Below are 20,159 nucleotides of genomic sequence, written 5' to 3'. Positions count from 1 at the left end.
CTTGTATCCGAGCTGCGCAAGGCCGAACAGGGCGTTCTGGTACGAGGGCCGATTTGAGGTTTACACAAGAGGTCATTTCCCGTTCAGCCGTTGATTAAAGGCGGCGTGTCTTACAAAAATGTTGGAACTACATCCTGACCTAATCCCTTGTATCCATTATTTACTTACCTTTACCGTTTCTGACGAACTTCTCATCCCCCTAATTGAGTATCTTTACCGTGCTAGCGGTCCTGCTAGTAAGTTGAAGCTAGGCCTTTAGCCTGGATGGACGTTGTACTGTCTTATTCCTCTCAGAACAGATATCCGTCCGGGCTATTTTTCAGCTCGCCTCTAATAGCCCGTGCTATTGCAACGCTTCTACTTTGATATCGGCTCAGTATTTCTTGGTTCAGAAAAGGGTTGCAGTCTGACAAACAGCTATACCGTTTAGCCGGTCCTGTAGTGATACAGCGTTTTACGGCTGTCTATTAGAAGTACTTTCAGAAATGGGTAATCGTTCTTTGCAGGAGGTGTGGCATGCGCATACAAAGCAGGTTGTTGCAGAGAATATTGAAGAAGATACAGGCTGGGATGTCGGCCTTGGGTAGTTTTGCCTTACTTGCCCTTTTTACGATAAATCACTGATGTGAGACCTGCTAAAAGAGGCTCAGCGTCTTGTAAAGTGATCCTTCATAAACGGCAGGATGGTAGCCTCAATCGATCCCAACTGATGTGCCTGTGAAGGAGCGGCGTCGGGGCTCTGGTCCTGGTAACGTCTTGAGCACTGAATTGATCCGCCTCGCTGGTGCCAGTGAGGCCTTCCTGCCGGTCGTCTTTCATACTGGATAGCATGTGGCTTCTAAGGTGCCGTATTTGCCTTGCTTATAAGCAAACCGCAACCGGGCCTGCACACTGTTTCGAATTGTATCTAGATACCATGCTTACGAAATGGCACAGTACGGTACCAAACAATGAGTATAACGAGTACCGTTCATGTCCGTGCCTACTGCCCAGGCTGACACTTCCATCCGTTCAGCCTCTGCCGCCAATCCCCTTGTGATGAGCATTGTTTTCTCTTGCGCGCTCGCGCATCTGATCAATGACCTTATCCAGTCGGTTCTTCCGTCCATCTATCCCATGCTGAGGGAAAATTACGGTCTGACCTTTACCCAGGTAGGGCTGATTACGCTGACCTTTCAAGTCACAGCCTCTTTGCTGCAACCATGGATTGGTTTCTATACGGATCGATATCCAAAACCGTTTCTGCTTCCGGCTGGCGCTGTCTGTACATTGATAGGCATCCTGATGCTGGGTTTTGTCGATACCTTTTCGACCATACTGGTAGCCTCGGCGCTGATTGGGGTTGGCTCATCCACCTTTCACCCTGAAACCTCGCGAGTTGCCCGTCTGGCTTCCGGTGGCCGCTTTGGTCTGGCTCAGTCTACTTTCCAGGTAGGAGGCAACGCAGGAACCGCCGTAGGGCCATTGCTCGCTGCAGCGATCATCATCCCTTTTGGTCAATCCCATATCGTGTGGTTCGGCCTGTTCGGACTCTTTGCCATCGGCGTGCAATATCGGCTTAGCCTCTGGTATCGGGGCCACTTAAATACGGCGGGGAAAAAGAAGGGGCGTGAAGCTACGCATGGGCTGTCTCGCCGCCAGATCACGGGAGCCTTGGTCGTCCTGGCCTTGCTGGTTTTCTCCAAGTATATCTATATGGCCAGCATCACCAGCTATTTCACGTTTTATCTAATCGAGAAGTTTGACTTGTCGGTGGCCAGCTCCCAGCTGCATCTGTTCCTGTTTCTGGGCGCGGTGGCAGCAGGTACATTCTTTGGTGGTCCCATTGGCGACAGGATCGGGCGCAAGGCGGTAATCTGGTTTTCCATTTTGGGGGCCGCGCCGTTTACGTTGGCCATGCCGTACGTTGATCTCTTCTGGACCAGCGTGTTGAGCGTGATTATTGGATTTATCCTGGCGTCGGCCTTTTCTGCCATTGTGGTCTATGCCCAGGAGCTGGTGCCCGGCAACGTAGGCATGATCGCCGGTGTATTCTTTGGGCTTATGTTCGGCTTTAGTGGTATTGCAGCCGCAGCGCTGGGCCATCTGGCGGACCTGCGTGGTATCGAGTACGTCTACACGCTGTGCTCATTCATGCCGCTCTTGGGCATTCTTACGATCTTTCTACCCTCCACCCAATCTAAACGCACGCATTGAGCCGACATCTAACGTACTCCAAAGGGCAATTCGCTTGCCTCTTGGAGTCGCTGAGTTTGTTCGCCCCTAACTAGAGGTCTTGGCTAACTTTTTATTGCTTTTCCTTTTGGAAATTCCTGTAGTCAAGATAACCACCAAAAGCAAACATGACAGCGCTCAAAATACCCATCGCAGCGTAGTTTGTTCCAATCTTCATCTTTATAAGGAAGTAAAGGCCGCTCAAGCCTGAACCCGTATGCGGGCACGGAGCCTTGCATTGTCCATCAAACTATTACCCATACCGAAAGGATGCCATTAACATCCTGTAATGAAAGGACATTTTTTTAGCCAATCAGTAAGGGTGAATGACAGTCCGGCCAGTTATGCTCATATCTAGCGGTTGAATACTGGACACGTTAGAAGGAGTTCTATGGAGCACAACATTCCCCTTATTACGACGATTGCTGCGGGACTTGTTGTCGCGTTGATACTGGGCTTTTTGGCCGAAAAGATGCGAATACCCGCACTGATTGGTTATTTGTTGGCAGGCATTTTCATTGGCCCGTCCACACCCGGTTTTGTTGCTGACATGCACATCGCCTCGGAGCTTTCCGAGATTGGTGTGATGCTGCTGATGTTTGGCGTAGGGCTGCACTTTTCCATTGGTGACCTGCTTTCGGTCAAGCGCATCGCCATTCCTGGCGCTATCGTACAAATGAGTCTCGCCACGGTACTGGGCGCTGTACTGGCTCACTGGTGGGGCTGGAGCTGGGGTAACGGCCTTATCTTTGGTCTTTGCCTGTCGTGTGCCAGTACTGTCGTGCTGCTTAAAGCATTGGAGGCGCGCGGAGTGCTAGACAGCATGAACGGCCGTATTGCCGTCGGCTGGCTGGTCGTTGAAGATCTGGCAACCGTACTGGTGCTGGTGCTGCTACCTCCACTGGCAGGCATGCTCGGTAGTACCAGCGAAGCATTGCCCGCGCAGGATGGGCCACTCTGGGTAACGCTTGGGAAAACCCTTCTGCAGATCGTCGCCTTCGTCGCACTAATGCTCATTGCCGGACGCCGAGCGCTGCCATGGCTGCTCTGGCAAGTGGCGCGAACAGGCTCTCGCGAACTCTTCACGCTAGCGGTCGTCGCGATTGCCATCGGTATTGCCTTCGGTGCATCCAAGCTCTTTAATGTGTCTTTTGCGTTGGGTGCTTTCTTTGCCGGTATGGTAATGAGGGAGTCCAAATTCAGCCATCGGGCTGCCGAAGAGTCCTTGCCATTGCGTGACGCCTTCTCGGTATTGTTCTTTGTGTCCGTAGGGATGCTGTTCGACCCAATGATCCTGGTCCAGGAGCCGGTCCACGTGCTGGCCGTTGTGGCTATCATTGTGCTGGGAAAATCGCTGGCAGCGCTGGTTATCACATTGTCGCTACGCTATCCGCTCACTACCGGCATGACGGTAGCTGCGAGCCTTGCCCAGATAGGAGAGTTCTCTTTCATATTAGGCGGTCTCGGTTTGACGCTGGGACTGCTACCGCAGGAGGGGATGAGCTTGGTATTGGCCGGTGCGCTCGTCTCGATTGCGATCAATCCGCTATTGTTTACCCTTATCGAGCCGGTACGCCGGTGGGTGCTGGCGCGCTCGTCGTTTGCACGCGAGCTTGAAAGCAGGCAGGACCCTTATGCTGAACTTCCCATGGATACGGACCGTAAATACCTGGAGCGCCAAATTGTTCTGGTTGGTTATGGACGAGTTGGGCGGCGGATAGCAAAGGTATTGGACGAACAGGGGATTCCTTACGTCATTGCTGAGCAGAACAGGGAAATGGTGGATCAGTTGCGTAAGGAAGGCAAAGCGGCTGTCTCCGGCGATGCTGCGGACCCTGCTGTGCTTATCCAGGCCCATATTGCCAAGGCTGCCATGCTGGTCATCGCAACTCCTGATCCACTCAACGCGCGCCAAATGGTAGAAACCGCCAAAACGTTAAATCCGGAAGTAGAGGTTGTCGTTCGCACTCACAGTGAGGATGAATCACAGCTCCTGCGGCGGGATGGAGTCGGTACGGTGTTCTTCGGGGAAGAGGAACTGGCGAAGGGCATGGCAAGTCATGTTTCAACTCGTTTTGTGGAGTTGATAGCTCATCGGTAACGGAGAGCGTATCCCAGACGAATCAAGTTTGAGGATTATGTACATAGCCATTATGGGCTAGTGAAGCAAGGCGTAGCTAATTACGCCTTGCTTCACTATTGGTGATGAGCGCTCAGATAAATTCCAACTCGGATATTAAGGTATAGATTTCAGTCTGCAAGGCTATAAGCGGTTTACCGGGCCTCTAACCCGCATTGTGGCTTGAACATTCGATACACCAAGTGAACAGAAATTGGAGGTTCCATCTGCTAAAAACGAGCTATACTATTGATAACCTATTAAGGTAACTCAGGTATAGTGGTATCTAGAGGCGACCTGCCTCTATCTCAACGATTACTCGCCTACCTGTTACACATACCTGTCATTAGACTGCTGAGAGAGCCATGCGCGCCCGTACATTGTCCTTCTTGAAACCTGGAGCACTTGAGCGTGAGCACTTTGACCTGTTACTGGAGGGTACTTCCATCCGGGGGGAACGGGTTATTCGCGCCTTGGAAGACTTTCTGATAAAAGGTGTACCCGTAACCGAGGCCTGTGAGAGTAATGGGGTAAACCGCAGCCAGTTCTACCGCAGGCTTTATGCCCTAGAAAGCGAGAGTGAACGAGCGAGACGCTTGAGCAAGTTTTATAACTACGCCAGTGATTGATACCCAGCCTCCCAGGTTACTGTTGAGCTGGCGGAACGTAGATTAATGCTAGCAATTTTTGCTTGATATACGCGTCGTAGGAAAGGTACTCATCACCGCTGAAAGCTGAGCCGAAAGAGAGCCTTTTGCAAGGCATCTCTTTGCGGCGCCTAAGGGCTTAGCTTGCTCGTGCAGCGTTTCTGAGTGCCTTGACCTGGTCATGGTTTCGTTGCACCCCTTGCAGCTGCCGCTCTACGACAGCGCGAACATCCGCAGGCAAATCCTTTTCAAGCGCCTGCTTGTAGCTCTTGAGAGCGACATCTTCGCCGCGCTCGCATTCATTAAGAATCGCTTCGTCACTCTTACCTGTAATTGACGATTTGATATCGACCCACTTGCGGTGGAGGGCGCCCGATACGCTGGCCTTTTGCTCCGGATCACCGCCTAGCTTGGTTACGAGTTGCTGAAGCTCGGTTGCGGCTGTGCTGCAATCCTGGGCGCGGGCTGCCATGGTTGACTTGAGTTTCGGATCCTTCAGGTCATCGGCGCATTCCTGAAACCCTTTGTAGCCATCCAGACAGGTTTCAATCAAGTCGTTCAACTCAGAAATTACCGCTTTGTTATCCATAAAGATTACCTCCAGGCAGTTCAAATAGGTGTAGCCTGGTCTATACGACGAGGCTATTTAGCTGACCCGTTCCGGTGTGGCTTCGTTCAGTTCGTGATGGATGAACAGCGGTTTTGATGCAAAGGGAAGCTCTAAGCGCTTGGTTGTTTGAGCTGTACCAGGAGCGGATCAGCTACGGAGTAGGGCGCGTTTTCAATGGGGTCTAGGTGAGACATGAAGCGCGCTACGTTATTGAATGGATGAGTTTAACGGCGTAGCAATTCTCTATCCGTTGCAGGCCCGATTTCGATCAATATGAAAATAAAATAGGCGAGAGGTTATTACTCAAGTCCTCTCGCCTTAGTTCCGTCAGCCCTGATTACGCGGCCCTGGCAGTTGCCAGTAGGGACAATTCCTTTTTCATCGCTGCAATTATGGCAGTCCATTCCAGCTCTTCGACATCAATAGGAAACTTGGCGAGAGCGTCCTGTGACATCCACTGCAATGGCCGACGTACCTGGGCATCGTTGAAAATGAAGCGGTTCTCCATCGCGAATCCATACGCTTCAACGATGACTCTATTAAGCTTTGCCTGTTTTTCATTCAGGTGAGCCAACGCCTCGTCAAACTCGTACTGATTCTCGAAATAGCTGATATGGCCAGCCATTTCAGCCACCTGACCCAACGTAGGGATATTGCGTGTAGCGGATGAACAATGGACAACCTGAAACATGCTATTTGAAGGGTCTACGGCATTTGCCAGTAGCATATTGACGCAAATATCCACGGGGATCATGTCGTTGATCGCCGTTTTCATGGATACCGGGAAATGTTTAACGCCTCCAAGCGCAATGGATCGGATGAAAGCGGGCAGGGAGATGGAAAAATTGCAATAACCTTGACTTGGATAGGCCCAGGCGCCTGTGACTGAGGTAATGCGCGCGACCATAATAGGGAGGTGAGGGTAGCGCTGGTGTAATAGGCGTTCCATCAGATTCTTTGAATAGGCGTAAGCATTAGGCCATTCACAAAGCCTTGCGCTGCCTCCTTTCGTGACGATCTCTTCCAGTTCAGATTCCGCTGTTGAGTCCTGATAGATTCGTTCCTCGATATGCTCCGTCGCTGAGCGATTACATAGCGCCCAATAGCTGGATGTAACCAAAAATAGTGCACGTTTTTCAAAGGTAGCGACAAGCGTTGCACCCTGTAGAGCAGACAGCGTGTTGGCGTGTACCTGATCCTGTATGTCGGTATCCCAACGGGTATACGCAGCCAGGTGGAAAACAATGTCCACATCCTTCCTGATTTCCTGCAGCCAAGAGGTGGCAATGTCCCAATTTTCCTTCCTGATATCGCCCTTATCCATACGACTCGTTTGTCATGAGCATAAGCTTGGGAAGGAGGCGTTGTATGATAAAGGCAGTAAATCCGGCCGACACCTTCGAGTTTTTCCGACAGGGTCTTGAGCAACATCGAACCAATAAAGCCCGTAGCGCCGGTGATCAGTACATTCTTTCCTTCGTAAGCCTTGTCCACTGATGTTCTCCACATGGGTTTATTACAGGACAAGTGGCCAGGAGTTACCATGTTGCTTTAAGCACATGAACTGCCTGCGCCTGACCGCAAGTCAGCACATCCACACTTTAGACTCTTCGCATGAAGCCTTTATGAAAGGCCTGAGATAGAGCGGCAGGAACTGCTTGTGTAGGTTTTACACCATAGCCTCATTAAGCCTGATAAATACAAAAGCTAGGAATAGCTTTAGCCAGTTAGTTACCTTTTTAGAAAACCCCTGATTTGCTCAATTCTTCGTATCAGCATTTGTGAACCGGCAAACGGATAATGCAAGTGGGGGACAATCAGTCACGGAAGGGACTTAAAAGTGGCGTTAAGCGCTGGCCATAAGCCAAATAGAAAATCTGATAGCAGAGTCATGACCCTATTTGACGACTTTAAAGTCAGTCGCAGGTAAGCCTTAGCTGCTTACTCGTACAGGTTCCGATCAAAGGCTACGTAACTTATTTTTTCAGCAAGGCAACTTTTTAATTTGGCTCTGTCCTACCATTTAGCGGCCAGTCACTAATTACCTATCTATTGAACGTAGGGATAGCAAAAGTCGCCAAGGGAATGGATAACATCAATAGAGGTGAGAATAATGACAACTACCCTCCAGCAGCGCCGTGAACAGTTGAATGCTCTAATGGAAGAGTCGCGGGCCAAGGCAAAAGCCTTGGGAATCCACTTTGACTTCAGGAAAGCGAGGCTCGCGGCGCGTAGCGTTGTGTTGGGTAAGTAAAAGGCAACATGGTTTAAAAGCCTGGCCGCGATGCGGTAAAGACTGTCCGTTTCGTATCGCAAGAAATGCTGGTGCAGGTTATTCAGATAACCTGCACCACGCTTCGACACAAACGTGCGTTAAGGTTAGGGCATTGCGTTGAGTAGGTATGGCTAAGCAGTTCGTTTGAGTAAATCTATTCATCACGAACCAGCCGTGCAGTATGTTCAGGTGCTTCTGCTTTAAACGAACGCCTATCTGCTTGTCGCTATAGACACGTTTCGTTCCGGTTGAGTGAGGTAATTTACTACAGGAGGAGGGCTCCTCTTGCATGATGGATAATCCCCTTATACAGTCTGCGCACCTCGCGAACGTTCTCCCTAGACAGAAATAATGAAGATGACAAGGATGGTTATCCGTCAAACGCGCCTAGCGTGTTATCCCTCACATGACGTCTAGTAATAGTTAGGTGTACGTAGCATGGACCCGATAGATCCCAATGACGAAATTGCAAAAGGCAGAATTGCTCTCTGGCTTTCCCCACAGCAGATCGCCTTTATCGCTAATGAATGGCGAAAAATTCCCAACAATGCGTCGCCGGAAGTAAAGGAATGCTGGAGCGATATCGCCTTTAGATTAATGTCCGCCCTACATAAGGCGGGTGTTGCGTATGAACCGTTGTTTCCTAACGACAGTGATGCGTACCACCTAACTAGTCACTGCAGCGGACCCGCTAAATCGGGCCGCTGAGCTCAAACGTTAGGCAAAAAGATGAAAATGAGCCCATATTTGTTCATTTGCCTATTTGGCGGACTGTTCCTGCTCTTAGGCGCCAAGTTCATTTTTGGTATGCAGGCGCTACCAGCAGATTCTGACTCAAGCTGTAGAAGTGTCTGTGGCTTAGGACTGATATTTTCTCTAGTTTTCGGTCCTCAAACAGGTGCTTATGTCGTTGGAGTTATCTGGTCTGCAATCGGAATTTCTCTATTTGTCTTTGCCTATCGCACACGGCGGTAGTTTAGCCTAACAATGTATATGGACTCTCCCCACAAGCAGTGAGGATAGCTTTTTCGATCCTGTCGTCAGCGCGGTTGCATTCGTATATCCGGCCTTTACTGGGTACTGCCCTGGCCATTCTGTAGTTCGCGCAGCAGGGGCCAAGCGTTCAAGCGATCACAAAGATCATCATTGTTATCGACCTTGCTCTGCTGCAGGACTCGCCTGTTCCGACAGTCTCGCTTCTCACCACAACCACTAGAAACTCACGTCATTGTTAGCCTCGCCGTCAGGCAGGCTTTGTGCTTTGCCAGTTACCGCTGAACCGTCGCTCATGGCACCACACCGCCCAGCAGATCCTTACCAGCTTGTTGGCTAATGCCACGGCGGCCTTGTTATGGCCGATGCGTTCAGCAGTGTCCAAGACCCAACGCTGCAGTTGAGTCAGCCGCTCAGGTGTTCGCGCCTTGCAGCGTTTAGCTGCCAATAGCGCGGCTCGCGCACCATGGATCAGCAAAGTACGAACGTAGACGTTGCCTTTGCAACTGATCCGTCCAAGCCTGCGACGTTCCCCACTGCTGTATTCGTTCGGCGTCATGCCCAGCCAGGCGCTGAGGTGTCGGCCGCTGGCGAAACGTTCAGGCTTGCCAACGGCGGTCTTCAACGCACTGGCTGTCAGCAGGCCAATGCCACTGACCTCGTCGAGCTTATGGACTATTTCGTCATCGGCATGCCAGCGTGCCAGTTGCTCCTCGCACTCGCGCATCGACTGTTCATAGAGATTGATTTCAGCCAGCACTACTTGCAGCGCTCCGCGCAAGGCACGTACTTCGGCCCGCTCGATCAGCTCGCACGCCTGGCGCAGAAAAGGCTTGATGCCGTTCGGTGCGTCAACCCCTGCCTCACGCAGGATGCCGCGCAACAGATTGATGCGTTGAACACGGGATTTCTTCCAGCCCTCGCGCAGCTTGTGGAGTTGCTGCACCTGCTGTTGCTGCATACTCTTGACCGGAACCGGGCGGATTTCCTGGCAGCGCGCTGCTTCCAGAATGGCGTCACAGTCGTTGCGGTCTGTCTTGTTACGTCGCCGATACGGGCGCACGTAACGAGGGTGTAAGAGCACGACACGATGTCCTTTCTCCTGCATCAACCGGCCCCAATGGTGAGCGGTGCCACAGGCTTCCATCACCCACTCGACAGGCTCGAGCTGCTCCTGTAAATATTGCGCAAATGCCCTGGAGTCGAGCCGCTTGCGCCGATCCACCCGACCGACCTGAACACTCTCGGCAACCTGGTAAACGGACTTGGCCAAATCAACCGCTATGCGTTTCATCGCACCTCTCCCAGCGAACAGTCACCACTGTGTTATAGAAGAAATGTGGTGCAGGGAGAGTCCATTACAGCCTTCAAAAGTTCTCTTCGATTCTATAATGTGATTGTTACGATAATAGTATTTCTTACAGATCCAGGAATATTATTTTGGTAGTTATATTTGAATCCTAGGCTAGCCAGGAAATGATCATTTGGAAGATTTCTTTGCCTAACTAATAGGATAATGAACTAAGATTCATATGAATATTTGTTGTCTAATGTTCATATTCAAAAATATCCACTCTTGAAAAGACTGTCTTACGCAAAGCATCTCCACGTCACTGCCTTTTCCTATGAATTTCATTCTTACTCGTTGAGTCAGAGTGAAATAGTGCTCTGGTCGAAAGAACGGCTAACCAGCCTACCATCGAGAATGAGCCACACCTTGTGATCCACTCACTTGGTAGGGTTTGTCTGAAAAGTTATGTTGTACAAGTTCTTACGTATATCCCATTGACATATCCCGTTCTGGTTCTATTATGGGATATACATTAAATATATCCCGCGAGGTGTGCTGTGGAACAAGGCGCAGTTTTTCAGAGCAATCGCAGTCAGGCCGTAAGGCTACCTAAGGCTGTTGCCCTACCAGATGACGTAAAGCGCGTCGATATTGTTGCCCTTGGTCGGGCTCGACTCATCACTCCCGCAGGGGAGTCCTGGGATAGCTGGTTCGATTGTGAGAGGGTTACTGCAGACTTCATGGCGGAGCGTGAGCAGCCGGCAGATCAGGAGCGCGAAACGTTCTGATGCTCAAGTTCATGCTCGACACCAATATTTGCATATTTACTATCAAGAACAGGCCCCAGGAGGTTCGAGAAGCCTTCAAACGGCACCACGGTCAAATGTGCATCAGCACTGTAACGCTGATGGAGTTGATCTATGGAGCGGAGAAGTCTTCTAACCCTGAGCGCAATCTGGCGGACGTAGAAGGCTTTGCGGCTCGCCTGGAGGTGCTCAAGTATGATCAGGAGGCTGCTGCCCACACTGGACAACTTCGTGCTGAGCTTGCCCGCCTGGGTAAGCAGATTGGTCCCTATGACCAAATGATTGCCGGGCATGCACGCTCCCAGGGGCTGATTGTCGTTACCAATAACCGTCGAGAGTTCGACCGCGTACCTGGCTTGAGAATTGAGGACTGGGTTGCCTCACCCGAATAAACGAGGGTCAAAGTGAGTACTTTAGTTGTGCGCTTGGAGCGCTTAAATTTCAGGATCGTTCATACTGCCGAAACAAATCTGTAGTTTGTCCAGACATCGTCATGCTCAGGCCTTTTACTTGCCTGGATGTCATAACAACAACGTAAAACGAGGCAACCATGGTGAAGAAAAGAGCGTTCAGCGAAGCCATGCAGGGACGAAACCTTCGTTATATGGGTAGTACAAGCCAATCCTCCTCAACCTCTCGCGTCGGCTTTGTACTCCTTGAGCACTTTTCCCTTCCTGCCTTTACCCAGGCGCTCGATACACTTGTGACGGGAAACCTGATCCTGGCAGATACCTTTTCCACCGTAACCCTTAGTTTTGATGGCGAGCCGGTCATGAGTGACCTTGGGCTTGCGATCTGTCCTGACGCGGCGCTTTCTTCAGGGCAATGCAATAGTCTGGATCTGCTCGTCGTGTGTGGAGGGCTGCGTACCGTCCTGTACCCGATCCCTGCGCTCAGCCGCGCGCTCAAGGTTGCTGCAGAGAAGGGGGACGCTGTAGCAGGGCTGTGGAATGGCGCGTGGTTCCTCGCTCAGGCAGGTCTACTTGATGGATACAAGTGTGCTGTCCATCCCGAGCACCGAGTGACCGTCGCTGAACTGGCGAAAGACAGCCAGGTGACCAGCGAGAGCTTTATTGTTGATCGTGATCGGCTAACCGCGGCAAGTCCTGCAGGTGCGCTTAATATGGTGCTTGGCTGGATTGGTAGGCGTCATGGACATCAGCTGTCGGATGCCATCGTAGATATACTGGCCTTTGAGGAGTCGCGTTACCGTCGGGTGCGTCCCACCATGCATGAGAAGATGAGCGAGCCTCTGCGCGAGGCTATCAATCTCATGAGCGCAAACATTGAGGAGCCACTGAGCCAGGAGCAAATATCCCAGTGTGTAGGCCGCTCCAAACGGCAGATCGAGCGACTCTTCCAACTGCAACTGGGAACCTCTCCGGTTCGCTATTACCTAGAGCTGCGGATTACGGAAAGCCGTAGGCTGATTCAGCATTCTGACCTTTCTCTGCTTGATGTCGCCATAGCCTGCGGGTTTGTTTCTCCGAGCCACTTCAGTAAATGCTACAAGTCGTTCTATGGATATGGACCATCCAGGGAAACGCGTTATGGCTGCGTTAAGGGTAAGCAGCGAGTCATGTAATTTTTAGCAGCTCAATGGGATAGGAAACTCTAAGAGCCTGTTCACGATCTTTCGAAGAACATGCATGGCCTATGAATGAGAACCAAAACCTATCCCAGCGACATAAGTCGAGAACGATCCGACCGAATAAACGCTCTTCAAATCCGCTCAGCCATATAGAGTGACTTATGGCCCGGTATGATCCTGTCCCAGGATCCAAAGCTTGCGTGGGAAGGCTTCTATGATTGATCAGGGTCCAGATCATATGCGCGCCGCTTTTCAGGATCTTGCAAAATTTCATAGGCTTCTTGGAGCTCTCGAAACTCAGCCGTTGCCTCGGGACTTTTGTTATGGTCAGGATGCTTTTCTAAAGCAAGCCTTCGATAAGCTTTGCGAATTTCTCTTTCTGTTGGCGACGCGGTAAACAATCCTAAGCGTGCATAAAGCGATTTGACCGCGGGCTTGGCTTTGATGTCCTCGGCCACGTTGGCTGCGCCGTTGGTAGTTGTTTCATCCTCTTGCGAGTGCGTGGATGGTTTATCATTGTCGATCCCGGGTTCCCTCGTTTGGCGAGGCGGCGGAGCACTACTCGCACGCGGTTTACCAGCAGATGGCCGCTCGCCATTGAATTCAGGGCCATTGGGCTCAGCGCGAGTTGAGTTCTTTTCAGGCCTGGGTGACTTGGCATTTGCGCCTTCATCCGCTGGGCGCTGACCGTTGAGCTTCGCATGTAACGCCACTTGGCTCAAATGTGACTTCAGATGGGGCTTGGGTGCCTCCTGGCTTGCCTTATTCTCAGCCGCTTGCGCCTCATTGGGGTCCATTTCGTAGTTTTCATAATCTGCATGCGAAAAGCTGCTGGCCGATGCATGCCCGAAGAAAGGCGCTTCCCCAGATGCTTGTTCCGGGTTGATCTTGGGACCCTGACCTGGACGAGGTGGAAGCGGCGGTGGAGTCTCTTTCGGTGTTCGTCCGGTAGATGGCTTGAATTCTGTACTAAAGCCAGCCTGTGCCTCACGGGCTGTACGTGGAAAACTGTTTGCCCGTGGCCTTTGAGGAAGAGGGGGCGGTCCATAGGTACTATTAGGATTACCGTTCTGGCGGCCAGGACGCGGAGGAAGCGGCGGCGGAGCTTCCCCATTACCAGATAATTGAGCTGCTGGGTTATTGATTGCGGAGACGAACCCTCCCGTGATATTTCGGATTACGCTACCTAAACCAATATTACCTGGTAAGGCACTGCGCGCCTTTGCCATCAGGCTGCCGTTACCAGCTTGTTTGGTGCTGGGTGACAGTGTATTTGCCAGCTTTGTACCTAAAGAGAGTAATGCTTTGCCCTTACCATCACTCATACCGAGAAAGCCTAATACCTCAGACATCGGCTTTTCGAACCCAATACTAATGGTGGTAGCCCCATAGGCAGGGCGATCCAAAAGAATTTCTCGGCCCATACCATTGGCTTGAACAGCTCTGGGCTTTTCGTCCCCACTTAACACTTTCAGGGCAACATCAAACATTTTTTGTTGGAGTGGTCCAAGCGATGCTCGCTGCTGATCCAACCATGAGCCAGGGAAATGCATCTTGGCGCCCATAGCGATGTTTTCTGCGACATGAAGATCCAGATGCACCGAAGGCTTGTCAGCTTTGCCCAGCTCGACCTGCAGTGATGTTAACGATGCATTGGATATATGGATCATCGGGCGCCTCCTAGAGCGGATACCCGACTGAGTGGCTCAGGAGCAGGCTTTGTTCCAATATACGCGACGATAGTTTTTGAGGTGACTTTACCCCTGCGAATATCGCCCAGCCGTGGACATATTCTCTATTACTATCCATAAATGTTGGAGCAGGAGTTAAAGGGTTGGCTGGAAAATCCAACCGGCTGGCCTATATTTTGTGAAAGCATAAGAACACGGTTCTGCCGCATTCATGTTTCAGCCTCAATTAGTGCCCGGCAAAGCGTTCCGGATCAAGGAGGCGAATGCGTTAATCACCTCATCCTTGCTATAGCGCCCTCGTACTAATGCGCCTGAGAGTGCTTCTCCCGCGCCAACAAGGCCCGTACAGCATCGCTCCAATTCGCCAGACGAAAAAGCTGCGTGGGGTTTGAGCACGGCTATGAACATTTGCACGCAGTTATCCAACAGCTCCTGAAAGACTGCTGCTTTCTCTTCGCTGCCTGCCAGAGCTGCGCCTATTGCATAGAATTCGTCGGTTGTGTCTCCTGCGCACTGAATGTAGGCGCTTGCCAGGAGTTGGGCAGTTTCTTCAAGGCTCCGCGGGGTTAAGGACATTGCGTCACGGAAAGCGTTAACCCGCTCGATATCAATGCCTCTGTAGAGCTCGATCAACAGGCTCGAGCGGGTATCGAAATGATCATAGACCACCGGTTTGGAGACGCCTGCGCGGACGGAGAGATACCCCAAGGTCAACCGGTCTGCTCCTTCCTCCCGCACGATCAGCAATGCGGTATCCAGCAGTTGTCTACGCCGCTCGGCTTTTGGAAGCCGGCGTGTAGAGGAACGTATAGCGGAGGGCACTGTTTCTTTTTGCACTTGATCATTCCCGAACCAAAAAAACCTACCAATGGTAGGTTCAGATAAGTGATAGTCGTGATAGTTTACCTACCAGTAGTAGGTTAAAGCTTAGAATTAGGAGATCATGTAATGTCACTTAATCCTATCCTGTTAATGGGCGGTTCTGGCGCAGTTGGTCATCAAACTGCCCGGGCGCTGCGCGCAGCCTATCCTGATGTACCACTGCTGATTGGCGGCCGCGATGCTGCCAAGGCCCAACAGGCCGCAGAACAGATTGGCGGAGCGCAAGGCGTGGTCATTGACGCTGGCGCCGACGATCTGGGCCTTGGGGATCGCACCGTCAGCGGCGTCGTAGTCTTCTACATGGACCATGCTATTGCCGGGCTACGCTACGCCCAAAAGCACGGTGTGCCTCATCTCAGTATTTCATCTGGCATTTTCGAGATCGCACCGGAAATCGCAACCTACATGCACATGCCTAATGCTGCACCCATTGTCCTCGGTTACGAATGGATGGTGGGCGCTACAACGGTATCCACACTGAGCATTGCCAGTGCGTTTAGCCGCGTGCACGACATACGCATCAATGCGCTGATCGATGAACAGGATACCGGAGGCCCGACTGTTGCAAGCGACTTTGAGCGTCTGAACAGGATGCTGCCAGCCGCGCTGACCCGGCGTGACGGTGTATATGTTTGGCGGGAAGGAGAGGATGCCAAGGTCAGCTTTCGTGCAGTTGATGGTACTGAAATCGAAGCGTCCGGGTTTTCATCCATTGACGTCGTTGGCCTAGGGGCCGCAACAGGCGCAGCCAATATCCAGTTCAATATGGGCATCGGGGTTAGCTCAACCCGACGTCAGGGTAAACCTATGTCGACGGAGATCATCATTGAGCTTGAGGGCGAGGACCTAAATGGCGAACCACTGCACACACGTCATGCCGTCATCCATCCAGAAGGCGCGGCACCGCTAACAGGCCTTAGCGTAGCAATGGTCCTTGAAAGGCTGCTCGGGCTGGACGGTCAACCGCCCACCTCACCGGGCCTTTACTTCCCTTACCAGTTACTGAGTACCACCGCGTACTTGAATCGCTTAAGGGAGGAGGGGGGTGAGCTACGTAAACTTCAGGTGTAATGAGGATACCAGGTCAACGCCCAAAGGTTGTCCCGACGGCTTCGATACGGGCTTGTTTCTAATACGTAGATGCCTTGAGTGAAACGATTCGTGATGTTTTATAAAGAGTGGCTTCATGAGCACTTGCATCGGGGCAAGCAGATGATTTCATCGTTTATGGCCGAGTCGCCATTTTCTGTTTAGGCATTTAACTCGGCCATACACTGGCAATTTTAACTTGGAGGTACCCTCGATAGAAAAAGCTCATTCGTGTCAGTTCGGTGATTGCCATGCACCATTACTGCATCAGTAGACTTGCCGAGGCTTGCTGGAAGCTCTCGCTTAACGTGATTAACAGCAATAGGCTAATAGCTTTGAACTTTAGCCCTGCTGCGGCAAACTTTTAGACTCAACGGAACAGGTTCGAGATGCTGAATGATGAAGCTTTGAAAACATGTTTCAACGGGCTGCCAGTCTTTTGCCCCAGTATCCCATCATCAAGGTTCCGATAATGGGTTCGTTGATATTGCCGCGGATCGATTTGACCCTGGTGTCAGGTTAGACGAGGCCGTAGCGCAAGACATGATCGCTGTGCACATTAGCCCTGATGTTCATTTTATAGTGTTGGCACCCGCCGCCATTTAGCATTTAAAGCATCACTCTCTTAATGCATCACGTAATTCTTCTTGGGCCTCCGCCAGTTTATGTTGGCGTATCTTGATTTTCTCGGCCGAACCGCTATCTATCGCTTCCTGAAGGTCCGCTTTACGCTCGACAACCTCGTTACGAGCATCATTGATGGCATGCTGCCGCTTGGCGCGCAGATCTGAGTTGGTACAGTTCTCCTGTACTGATTTGAGTGCGGCTTCCAATCCACGAATACGACCGGAGTTACGGTGTTCTCTGGCATTCTCAAGTTGACGTTGGATCTCAACTTCTTTTTGAGAGCAGTCTTGTGCCTGCGCCAGACCAGAAGTCAGTAGTAAAGATAAAAGAACCATTGCATATCTCATCCGTGTCCTCCTTCCGGTGAATCTTCGCAGTAAGGTTAGCAAAGGAAAATGGCATCACGGGCACATTACTGTTTTACATAGTTTGTGGTCATCATGACATCCAAAGAGTTGGGTAAAAGCGTGCCGTAGCGGTACAGCTAAATGGCTTTTGAACTTGCCAGCAAAGGATGGAGTATCGTTTTTGATGATAGAAGACTCGGTATAACCGTCTAGGCGGTCGATGCCTTTGCAGTCTGCTACTAGCGGATAAGAGGCGCAGCCTGGTCAGTCAGAGGTGATCGTTTCTACGGCAATATCCGCAAGTGCGCATAGCCTGTCCGTTTTCCTCATGTCCTGATGATAGCCCATCCATATGTCATGGCTAGGCGGTGCCTCGCCGACATCAAGCAGGCTAGTGTGAGAACCTTAAGCGAGCGACTCAACACGCAGCGCCTGCCCACAATAATCAAGATGCTAAATTACCTGGCCTGGAACAGTTTTCCGTGCGGGGCTTTGTGTCATGTAGGTGTATGCCGGTCGGCAGCAGAGCCGTGAGTAGGGAAACCGCTGGACCTTGAGGGAAAAGAGAAGGTACTGCTGGTAAACACGGTTCAGGTGGGTGGATCCTATGTCAACTGGCAGGGTTCGTAGCGCCTGTTCCCTTGTCCGATGCTGCTTCGTTGGGTGTCATCAGTTCGACGATCCATTCGATAAACACACGTAGCTTGGCGCTAACATGCCGATTTGGGGGGAACGCCAGGTACATTGGCATCGGATCGAGGCGCCAGTTCTCAAACACCGGAACCAGCTCGCCTCGAGTCAGATAGTCTCTAGATATATAATCGGGTAGCCAGAGAAGGCCTAGCCCTGCCAGCCCAGCGGCCAGGTAGGCGTTACCATCATCAACGGCAAGCGCATAACGACCCATGACATTGACGCTCTCGTTACCGGAATGCATGGCATAGGGAAAGACCTTGCCGGTGCGTGCCCAGTGAAAGCCTACGATACGATGGTCAGTGCCTTCCAATTCCCTAGGGTGTAGCGGCATCCCTGCGCGTCTCAGATAGCTCGGCGCTGCGTACACCCTAAGTCGTAAATCGCCTATATGACGAGCGACCAACGACTGATCAGTAATCTGGCCACCACGCACAACGCAATCAAGTTGGATATCGGGGTACTTTTCGTAAAACGCTGGAAGTGAAGGAATCAAAACCAGACGGGCAAAAGGGCTGGGAACATCCACCCGTAGCCTGCCCCTGGGAGCCAAGGAGGCGCTGGATAAGCTCGTTTCGGCATCATCCATATCTGCCAGCAGTTTTACCACACGCTCATAATAAGCGGCCCCATCGACCGTCACATTGACACGGCGTGTGGTCCGGTTGAGCAGCTTGACGCGTAACCGGGCTTCCAGCTGCTGCACCAGTTGGGTAACACTTGTCTTGCTCATATGAAGTGTTTCGGCTGCTTTAGTAAAGCTGCCTGCCTCCACGACGCGAGCAAACGCCTGCATTGCATCAAAACGATCCATCGCTGTTCCTGCTGTCTCGGAGATTATTTGGATTTTACAAATAGTGATGACTGCGCTTGCTAGTTTATTCAACAGGTAAGCGTTCCCTAAAGTCTCTCTACATCGGCATAACGGGTCGATCCGGCCACAGGAGAGTAACCATGAGCACACGCAACGTCGTTTTTCCAGCTGGGCGTCAGGCATTATATGAGCGTAATCGATATTCACCCGCGATTCGCTCCAACGGTTTCTTGTTTGTTTCAGGACAGGTTGGTAGTCGTGAGGATGGCTCACCCGAGCCGGACCTAGACGCCCAGGTACGGCTTGCTTTTGAAAATCTGAACGCGATTCTGGCTGCAGCAGGCTGCTCGTTCAAAGATGTCATTGACGTAACGGTTTTCATCGTTGATCCCGAAACACACTTCGATATGATCTGGAAAGTACTGCCCGAATACTGGGGAGAAGCACCTTATCCGACGTTAACCGGCATTGGCGTTACATGGCTCTACGGCTTTCAATTTGAGATAAAGGTCATCGCCAAACTTCCAGAGGCTATTGCTAGCTGAACTGTGTAGCGAAAAATTACTGCAAGCTCGGCAATTGAGCTGACTTTCTACTGCAGCCCAGCCTACATATTGCCGAGCTTGTCAAAAAGCTGTTTTATCATTAAACAAATGGGGAAGGCTGTGCTTTAACGGCCTGCAACATAGCGGTAGGCTTAATTTAAGATCAGTTGAGTGATAGCCCTGATTTACGTTGCTTGAGAATCGGCCAACCATAAGGCTCGCTTTATGGTTATTGTAAGCAAAACACGCTTTACTATCTTGTCGTTACAGGCTCACACCCTGTTATGCAGAGAGTGCCCGGCTAATGTCTTTTGGCCCTGACCTGTTTGCTCACACGCTATCTACTGCGTTATAGCAAAGTCAGGAGCTCTTTATGTCTACTATCAAACCTTGTTTCATGGTTGCTCTGCTCTCATTCAGCATTTCTTGTCTTGCAGACAGCAACACGGCTGATTTAATACAGGACGGTAGCACTGCGATGATAGACAGCTTGAAACAACGCGTTATTAGTCAAGCGGCTACCAGACCAAAATTGCCTTTGGAAAATCGCGTTATTCAAATAATTTTTGGGTAGGCAGCAAGAAACCATAACTCCATTGAGGTACAGGGAGGTAACGAAGCATATGGAGCGATCAACCAAAAGGGCGATAGAAGTATGTCCTGCTCAGCTTGTCAGGCTCGGCAGGTATTGACCAAACGGGTAATTACAACTACGCCTCATTTAGACCTCAAAACAGGAAGGCTCAACCAATGAGCTATTTATATCGCAAATAGCCTATAGCGGCGGGGGAGTTGATAGGTACTACCGCTGGTAACGGTAATGTGGTCAGGATCGACCAGCGTGGCGAGTATCAAGTGAGTCTTAAATACCTTCAACAGGATGACGGGATTCAGCTTGCTATTCAGTAAGGCAGTTGGCTGAGTG

At 51.2% G+C, this 20,159-nt stretch carries 18 protein-coding genes; 11 read left to right on the top strand and 7 right to left on the bottom strand.

Features of this window, described 5'->3' with window-relative positions; translation table 11 throughout:
* Positions 1 to 972 precede the first annotated feature (972 nt).
* The 3 genes from AC4LF3_RS20790 to AC4LF3_RS20780 all read left to right on the top strand — a co-directional run bounded on the left by AC4LF3_RS20790 (position 973) and on the right by AC4LF3_RS20780 (position 4,962).
* Positions 973 to 2,196, top strand: a complete 1,224-nt coding sequence (locus tag AC4LF3_RS20790; RefSeq protein ID WP_407363858.1) for an MFS transporter — start codon at positions 973 to 975, stop codon at positions 2,194 to 2,196.
* A gap of 409 nt (positions 2,197 to 2,605) precedes the next feature.
* Positions 2,606 to 4,315, top strand: a complete 1,710-nt coding sequence (locus AC4LF3_RS20785; protein ID WP_150346085.1) for a cation:proton antiporter domain-containing protein — start codon at positions 2,606 to 2,608, stop codon at positions 4,313 to 4,315.
* A 383-nt stretch (positions 4,316 to 4,698) separates the two neighbouring features.
* Positions 4,699 to 4,962 carry a PapB/FocB family fimbrial expression transcriptional regulator gene (locus AC4LF3_RS20780; RefSeq protein ID WP_010799106.1) on the top strand — a complete coding sequence of 88 codons (264 nt, stop codon included), beginning with the start codon at positions 4,699 to 4,701 and terminating at the stop codon, positions 4,960 to 4,962.
* Between the two features lie 157 nt (positions 4,963 to 5,119).
* Here the strand turns inward: AC4LF3_RS20780 and AC4LF3_RS20775 are convergent, their stop codons facing one another.
* Both AC4LF3_RS20775 and AC4LF3_RS20770 read right to left on the bottom strand, forming a co-directional pair.
* Positions 5,120 to 5,569, bottom strand: coding sequence for a PA2169 family four-helix-bundle protein (locus AC4LF3_RS20775; RefSeq protein WP_491836585.1), 450 nt, complete (start codon positions 5,567 to 5,569; stop codon positions 5,120 to 5,122).
* A 358-nt stretch (positions 5,570 to 5,927) separates the two neighbouring features.
* On the bottom strand, positions 5,928 to 6,914 hold the full coding sequence (locus AC4LF3_RS20770; protein WP_491836583.1) for an SDR family oxidoreductase: 987 nt from the start codon (positions 6,912 to 6,914) through the stop codon (positions 5,928 to 5,930).
* 789 nt (positions 6,915 to 7,703) lie between these two features.
* Here AC4LF3_RS20770 and AC4LF3_RS20765 point away from each other — a divergent pair.
* Both AC4LF3_RS20765 and AC4LF3_RS20760 read left to right on the top strand, forming a co-directional pair.
* Positions 7,704 to 7,844, top strand: coding sequence for a hypothetical protein (locus AC4LF3_RS20765; RefSeq protein WP_010799109.1), 141 nt, complete (start codon positions 7,704 to 7,706; stop codon positions 7,842 to 7,844).
* Between the two features lie 459 nt (positions 7,845 to 8,303).
* Complete coding sequence (locus AC4LF3_RS20760; protein ID WP_491836580.1) at positions 8,304 to 8,573, top strand: hypothetical protein; 270 nt, start codon at positions 8,304 to 8,306, stop codon at positions 8,571 to 8,573.
* Between the two features lie 535 nt (positions 8,574 to 9,108).
* Here AC4LF3_RS20760 and AC4LF3_RS20755 read toward each other — a convergent pair.
* The gene (locus AC4LF3_RS20755; RefSeq protein WP_491836578.1) at positions 9,109 to 10,152 is read right to left on the bottom strand and encodes an IS110 family RNA-guided transposase; all 1,044 of its coding nucleotides are present in this window, start codon (positions 10,150 to 10,152) and stop codon (positions 9,109 to 9,111) included.
* A gap of 554 nt (positions 10,153 to 10,706) precedes the next feature.
* Here AC4LF3_RS20755 and vapB point away from each other — a divergent pair.
* From vapB to AC4LF3_RS20740, 3 genes are all read left to right on the top strand, one after another.
* Complete coding sequence (gene vapB / locus AC4LF3_RS20750) at positions 10,707 to 10,937, top strand: type II toxin-antitoxin system VapB family antitoxin (protein WP_074825764.1); 231 nt, start codon at positions 10,707 to 10,709, stop codon at positions 10,935 to 10,937.
* Positions 10,937 to 11,347, top strand: coding sequence for a type II toxin-antitoxin system tRNA(fMet)-specific endonuclease VapC (gene vapC, locus AC4LF3_RS20745; protein WP_074825762.1), 411 nt, complete (start codon positions 10,937 to 10,939; stop codon positions 11,345 to 11,347). Before vapB ends, vapC begins: the two co-directional genes overlap by 1 nt.
* A 158-nt stretch (positions 11,348 to 11,505) precedes the next feature.
* Positions 11,506 to 12,540, top strand: coding sequence for a GlxA family transcriptional regulator (locus tag AC4LF3_RS20740; protein WP_074825760.1), 1,035 nt, complete (start codon positions 11,506 to 11,508; stop codon positions 12,538 to 12,540).
* A gap of 218 nt (positions 12,541 to 12,758) precedes the next feature.
* Here the strand turns inward: AC4LF3_RS20740 and AC4LF3_RS20735 are convergent, their stop codons facing one another.
* Both AC4LF3_RS20735 and AC4LF3_RS20730 read right to left on the bottom strand, forming a co-directional pair.
* Positions 12,759 to 14,216: a J domain-containing protein gene (locus AC4LF3_RS20735; RefSeq protein ID WP_404628622.1), complete on the bottom strand. Its 1,458-nt coding sequence runs from the start codon at positions 14,214 to 14,216 to the stop codon at positions 12,759 to 12,761.
* A gap of 243 nt (positions 14,217 to 14,459) precedes the next feature.
* Positions 14,460 to 15,074, bottom strand: a complete 615-nt coding sequence (locus tag AC4LF3_RS20730; protein ID WP_404628623.1) for a TetR/AcrR family transcriptional regulator — start codon at positions 15,072 to 15,074, stop codon at positions 14,460 to 14,462.
* A 111-nt stretch (positions 15,075 to 15,185) separates the two neighbouring features.
* On the opposite strand from AC4LF3_RS20730, the gene AC4LF3_RS20725 reads away from it, so the two are divergent.
* Positions 15,186 to 16,190, top strand: coding sequence for an NAD(P)-dependent oxidoreductase (locus AC4LF3_RS20725; protein ID WP_491836576.1), 1,005 nt, complete (start codon positions 15,186 to 15,188; stop codon positions 16,188 to 16,190).
* Positions 16,191 to 16,825: 635 nt separating this feature from the next.
* Here the strand turns inward: AC4LF3_RS20725 and AC4LF3_RS20720 are convergent.
* Together AC4LF3_RS20720 and AC4LF3_RS20715 are read right to left on the bottom strand one after the other, a co-directional pair.
* Positions 16,826 to 17,182: a DUF1090 domain-containing protein gene (locus AC4LF3_RS20720; RefSeq protein WP_404628625.1), complete on the bottom strand. Its 357-nt coding sequence runs from the start codon at positions 17,180 to 17,182 to the stop codon at positions 16,826 to 16,828.
* Positions 17,183 to 17,792: 610 nt separating this feature from the next.
* Positions 17,793 to 18,689 (bottom strand): LysR substrate-binding domain-containing protein, encoded by an 897-nt coding sequence (locus tag AC4LF3_RS20715; protein ID WP_491836574.1) that lies wholly within the window; start codon positions 18,687 to 18,689, stop codon positions 17,793 to 17,795.
* Positions 18,690 to 18,829: 140 nt separating this feature from the next.
* On the opposite strand from AC4LF3_RS20715, the gene AC4LF3_RS20710 reads away from it, so the two are divergent.
* Positions 18,830 to 19,234 (top strand): RidA family protein, encoded by a 405-nt coding sequence (locus AC4LF3_RS20710; protein ID WP_404628627.1) that lies wholly within the window; start codon positions 18,830 to 18,832, stop codon positions 19,232 to 19,234.
* Positions 19,235 to 19,607: 373 nt separating this feature from the next.
* Positions 19,608 to 19,808, top strand: a complete 201-nt coding sequence (locus AC4LF3_RS20705) for a hypothetical protein (protein ID WP_491836573.1) — start codon at positions 19,608 to 19,610, stop codon at positions 19,806 to 19,808.
* Positions 19,809 to 20,159: the final 351 nt, after the last annotated feature.

It is taken from the genome of Pseudomonas sp. C2.3V, assembly GCF_058536325.1.
The sequence above is the reverse complement of the archived record's forward strand: the minus strand, read 5'-3'. Positions and strand labels throughout refer to the sequence as shown.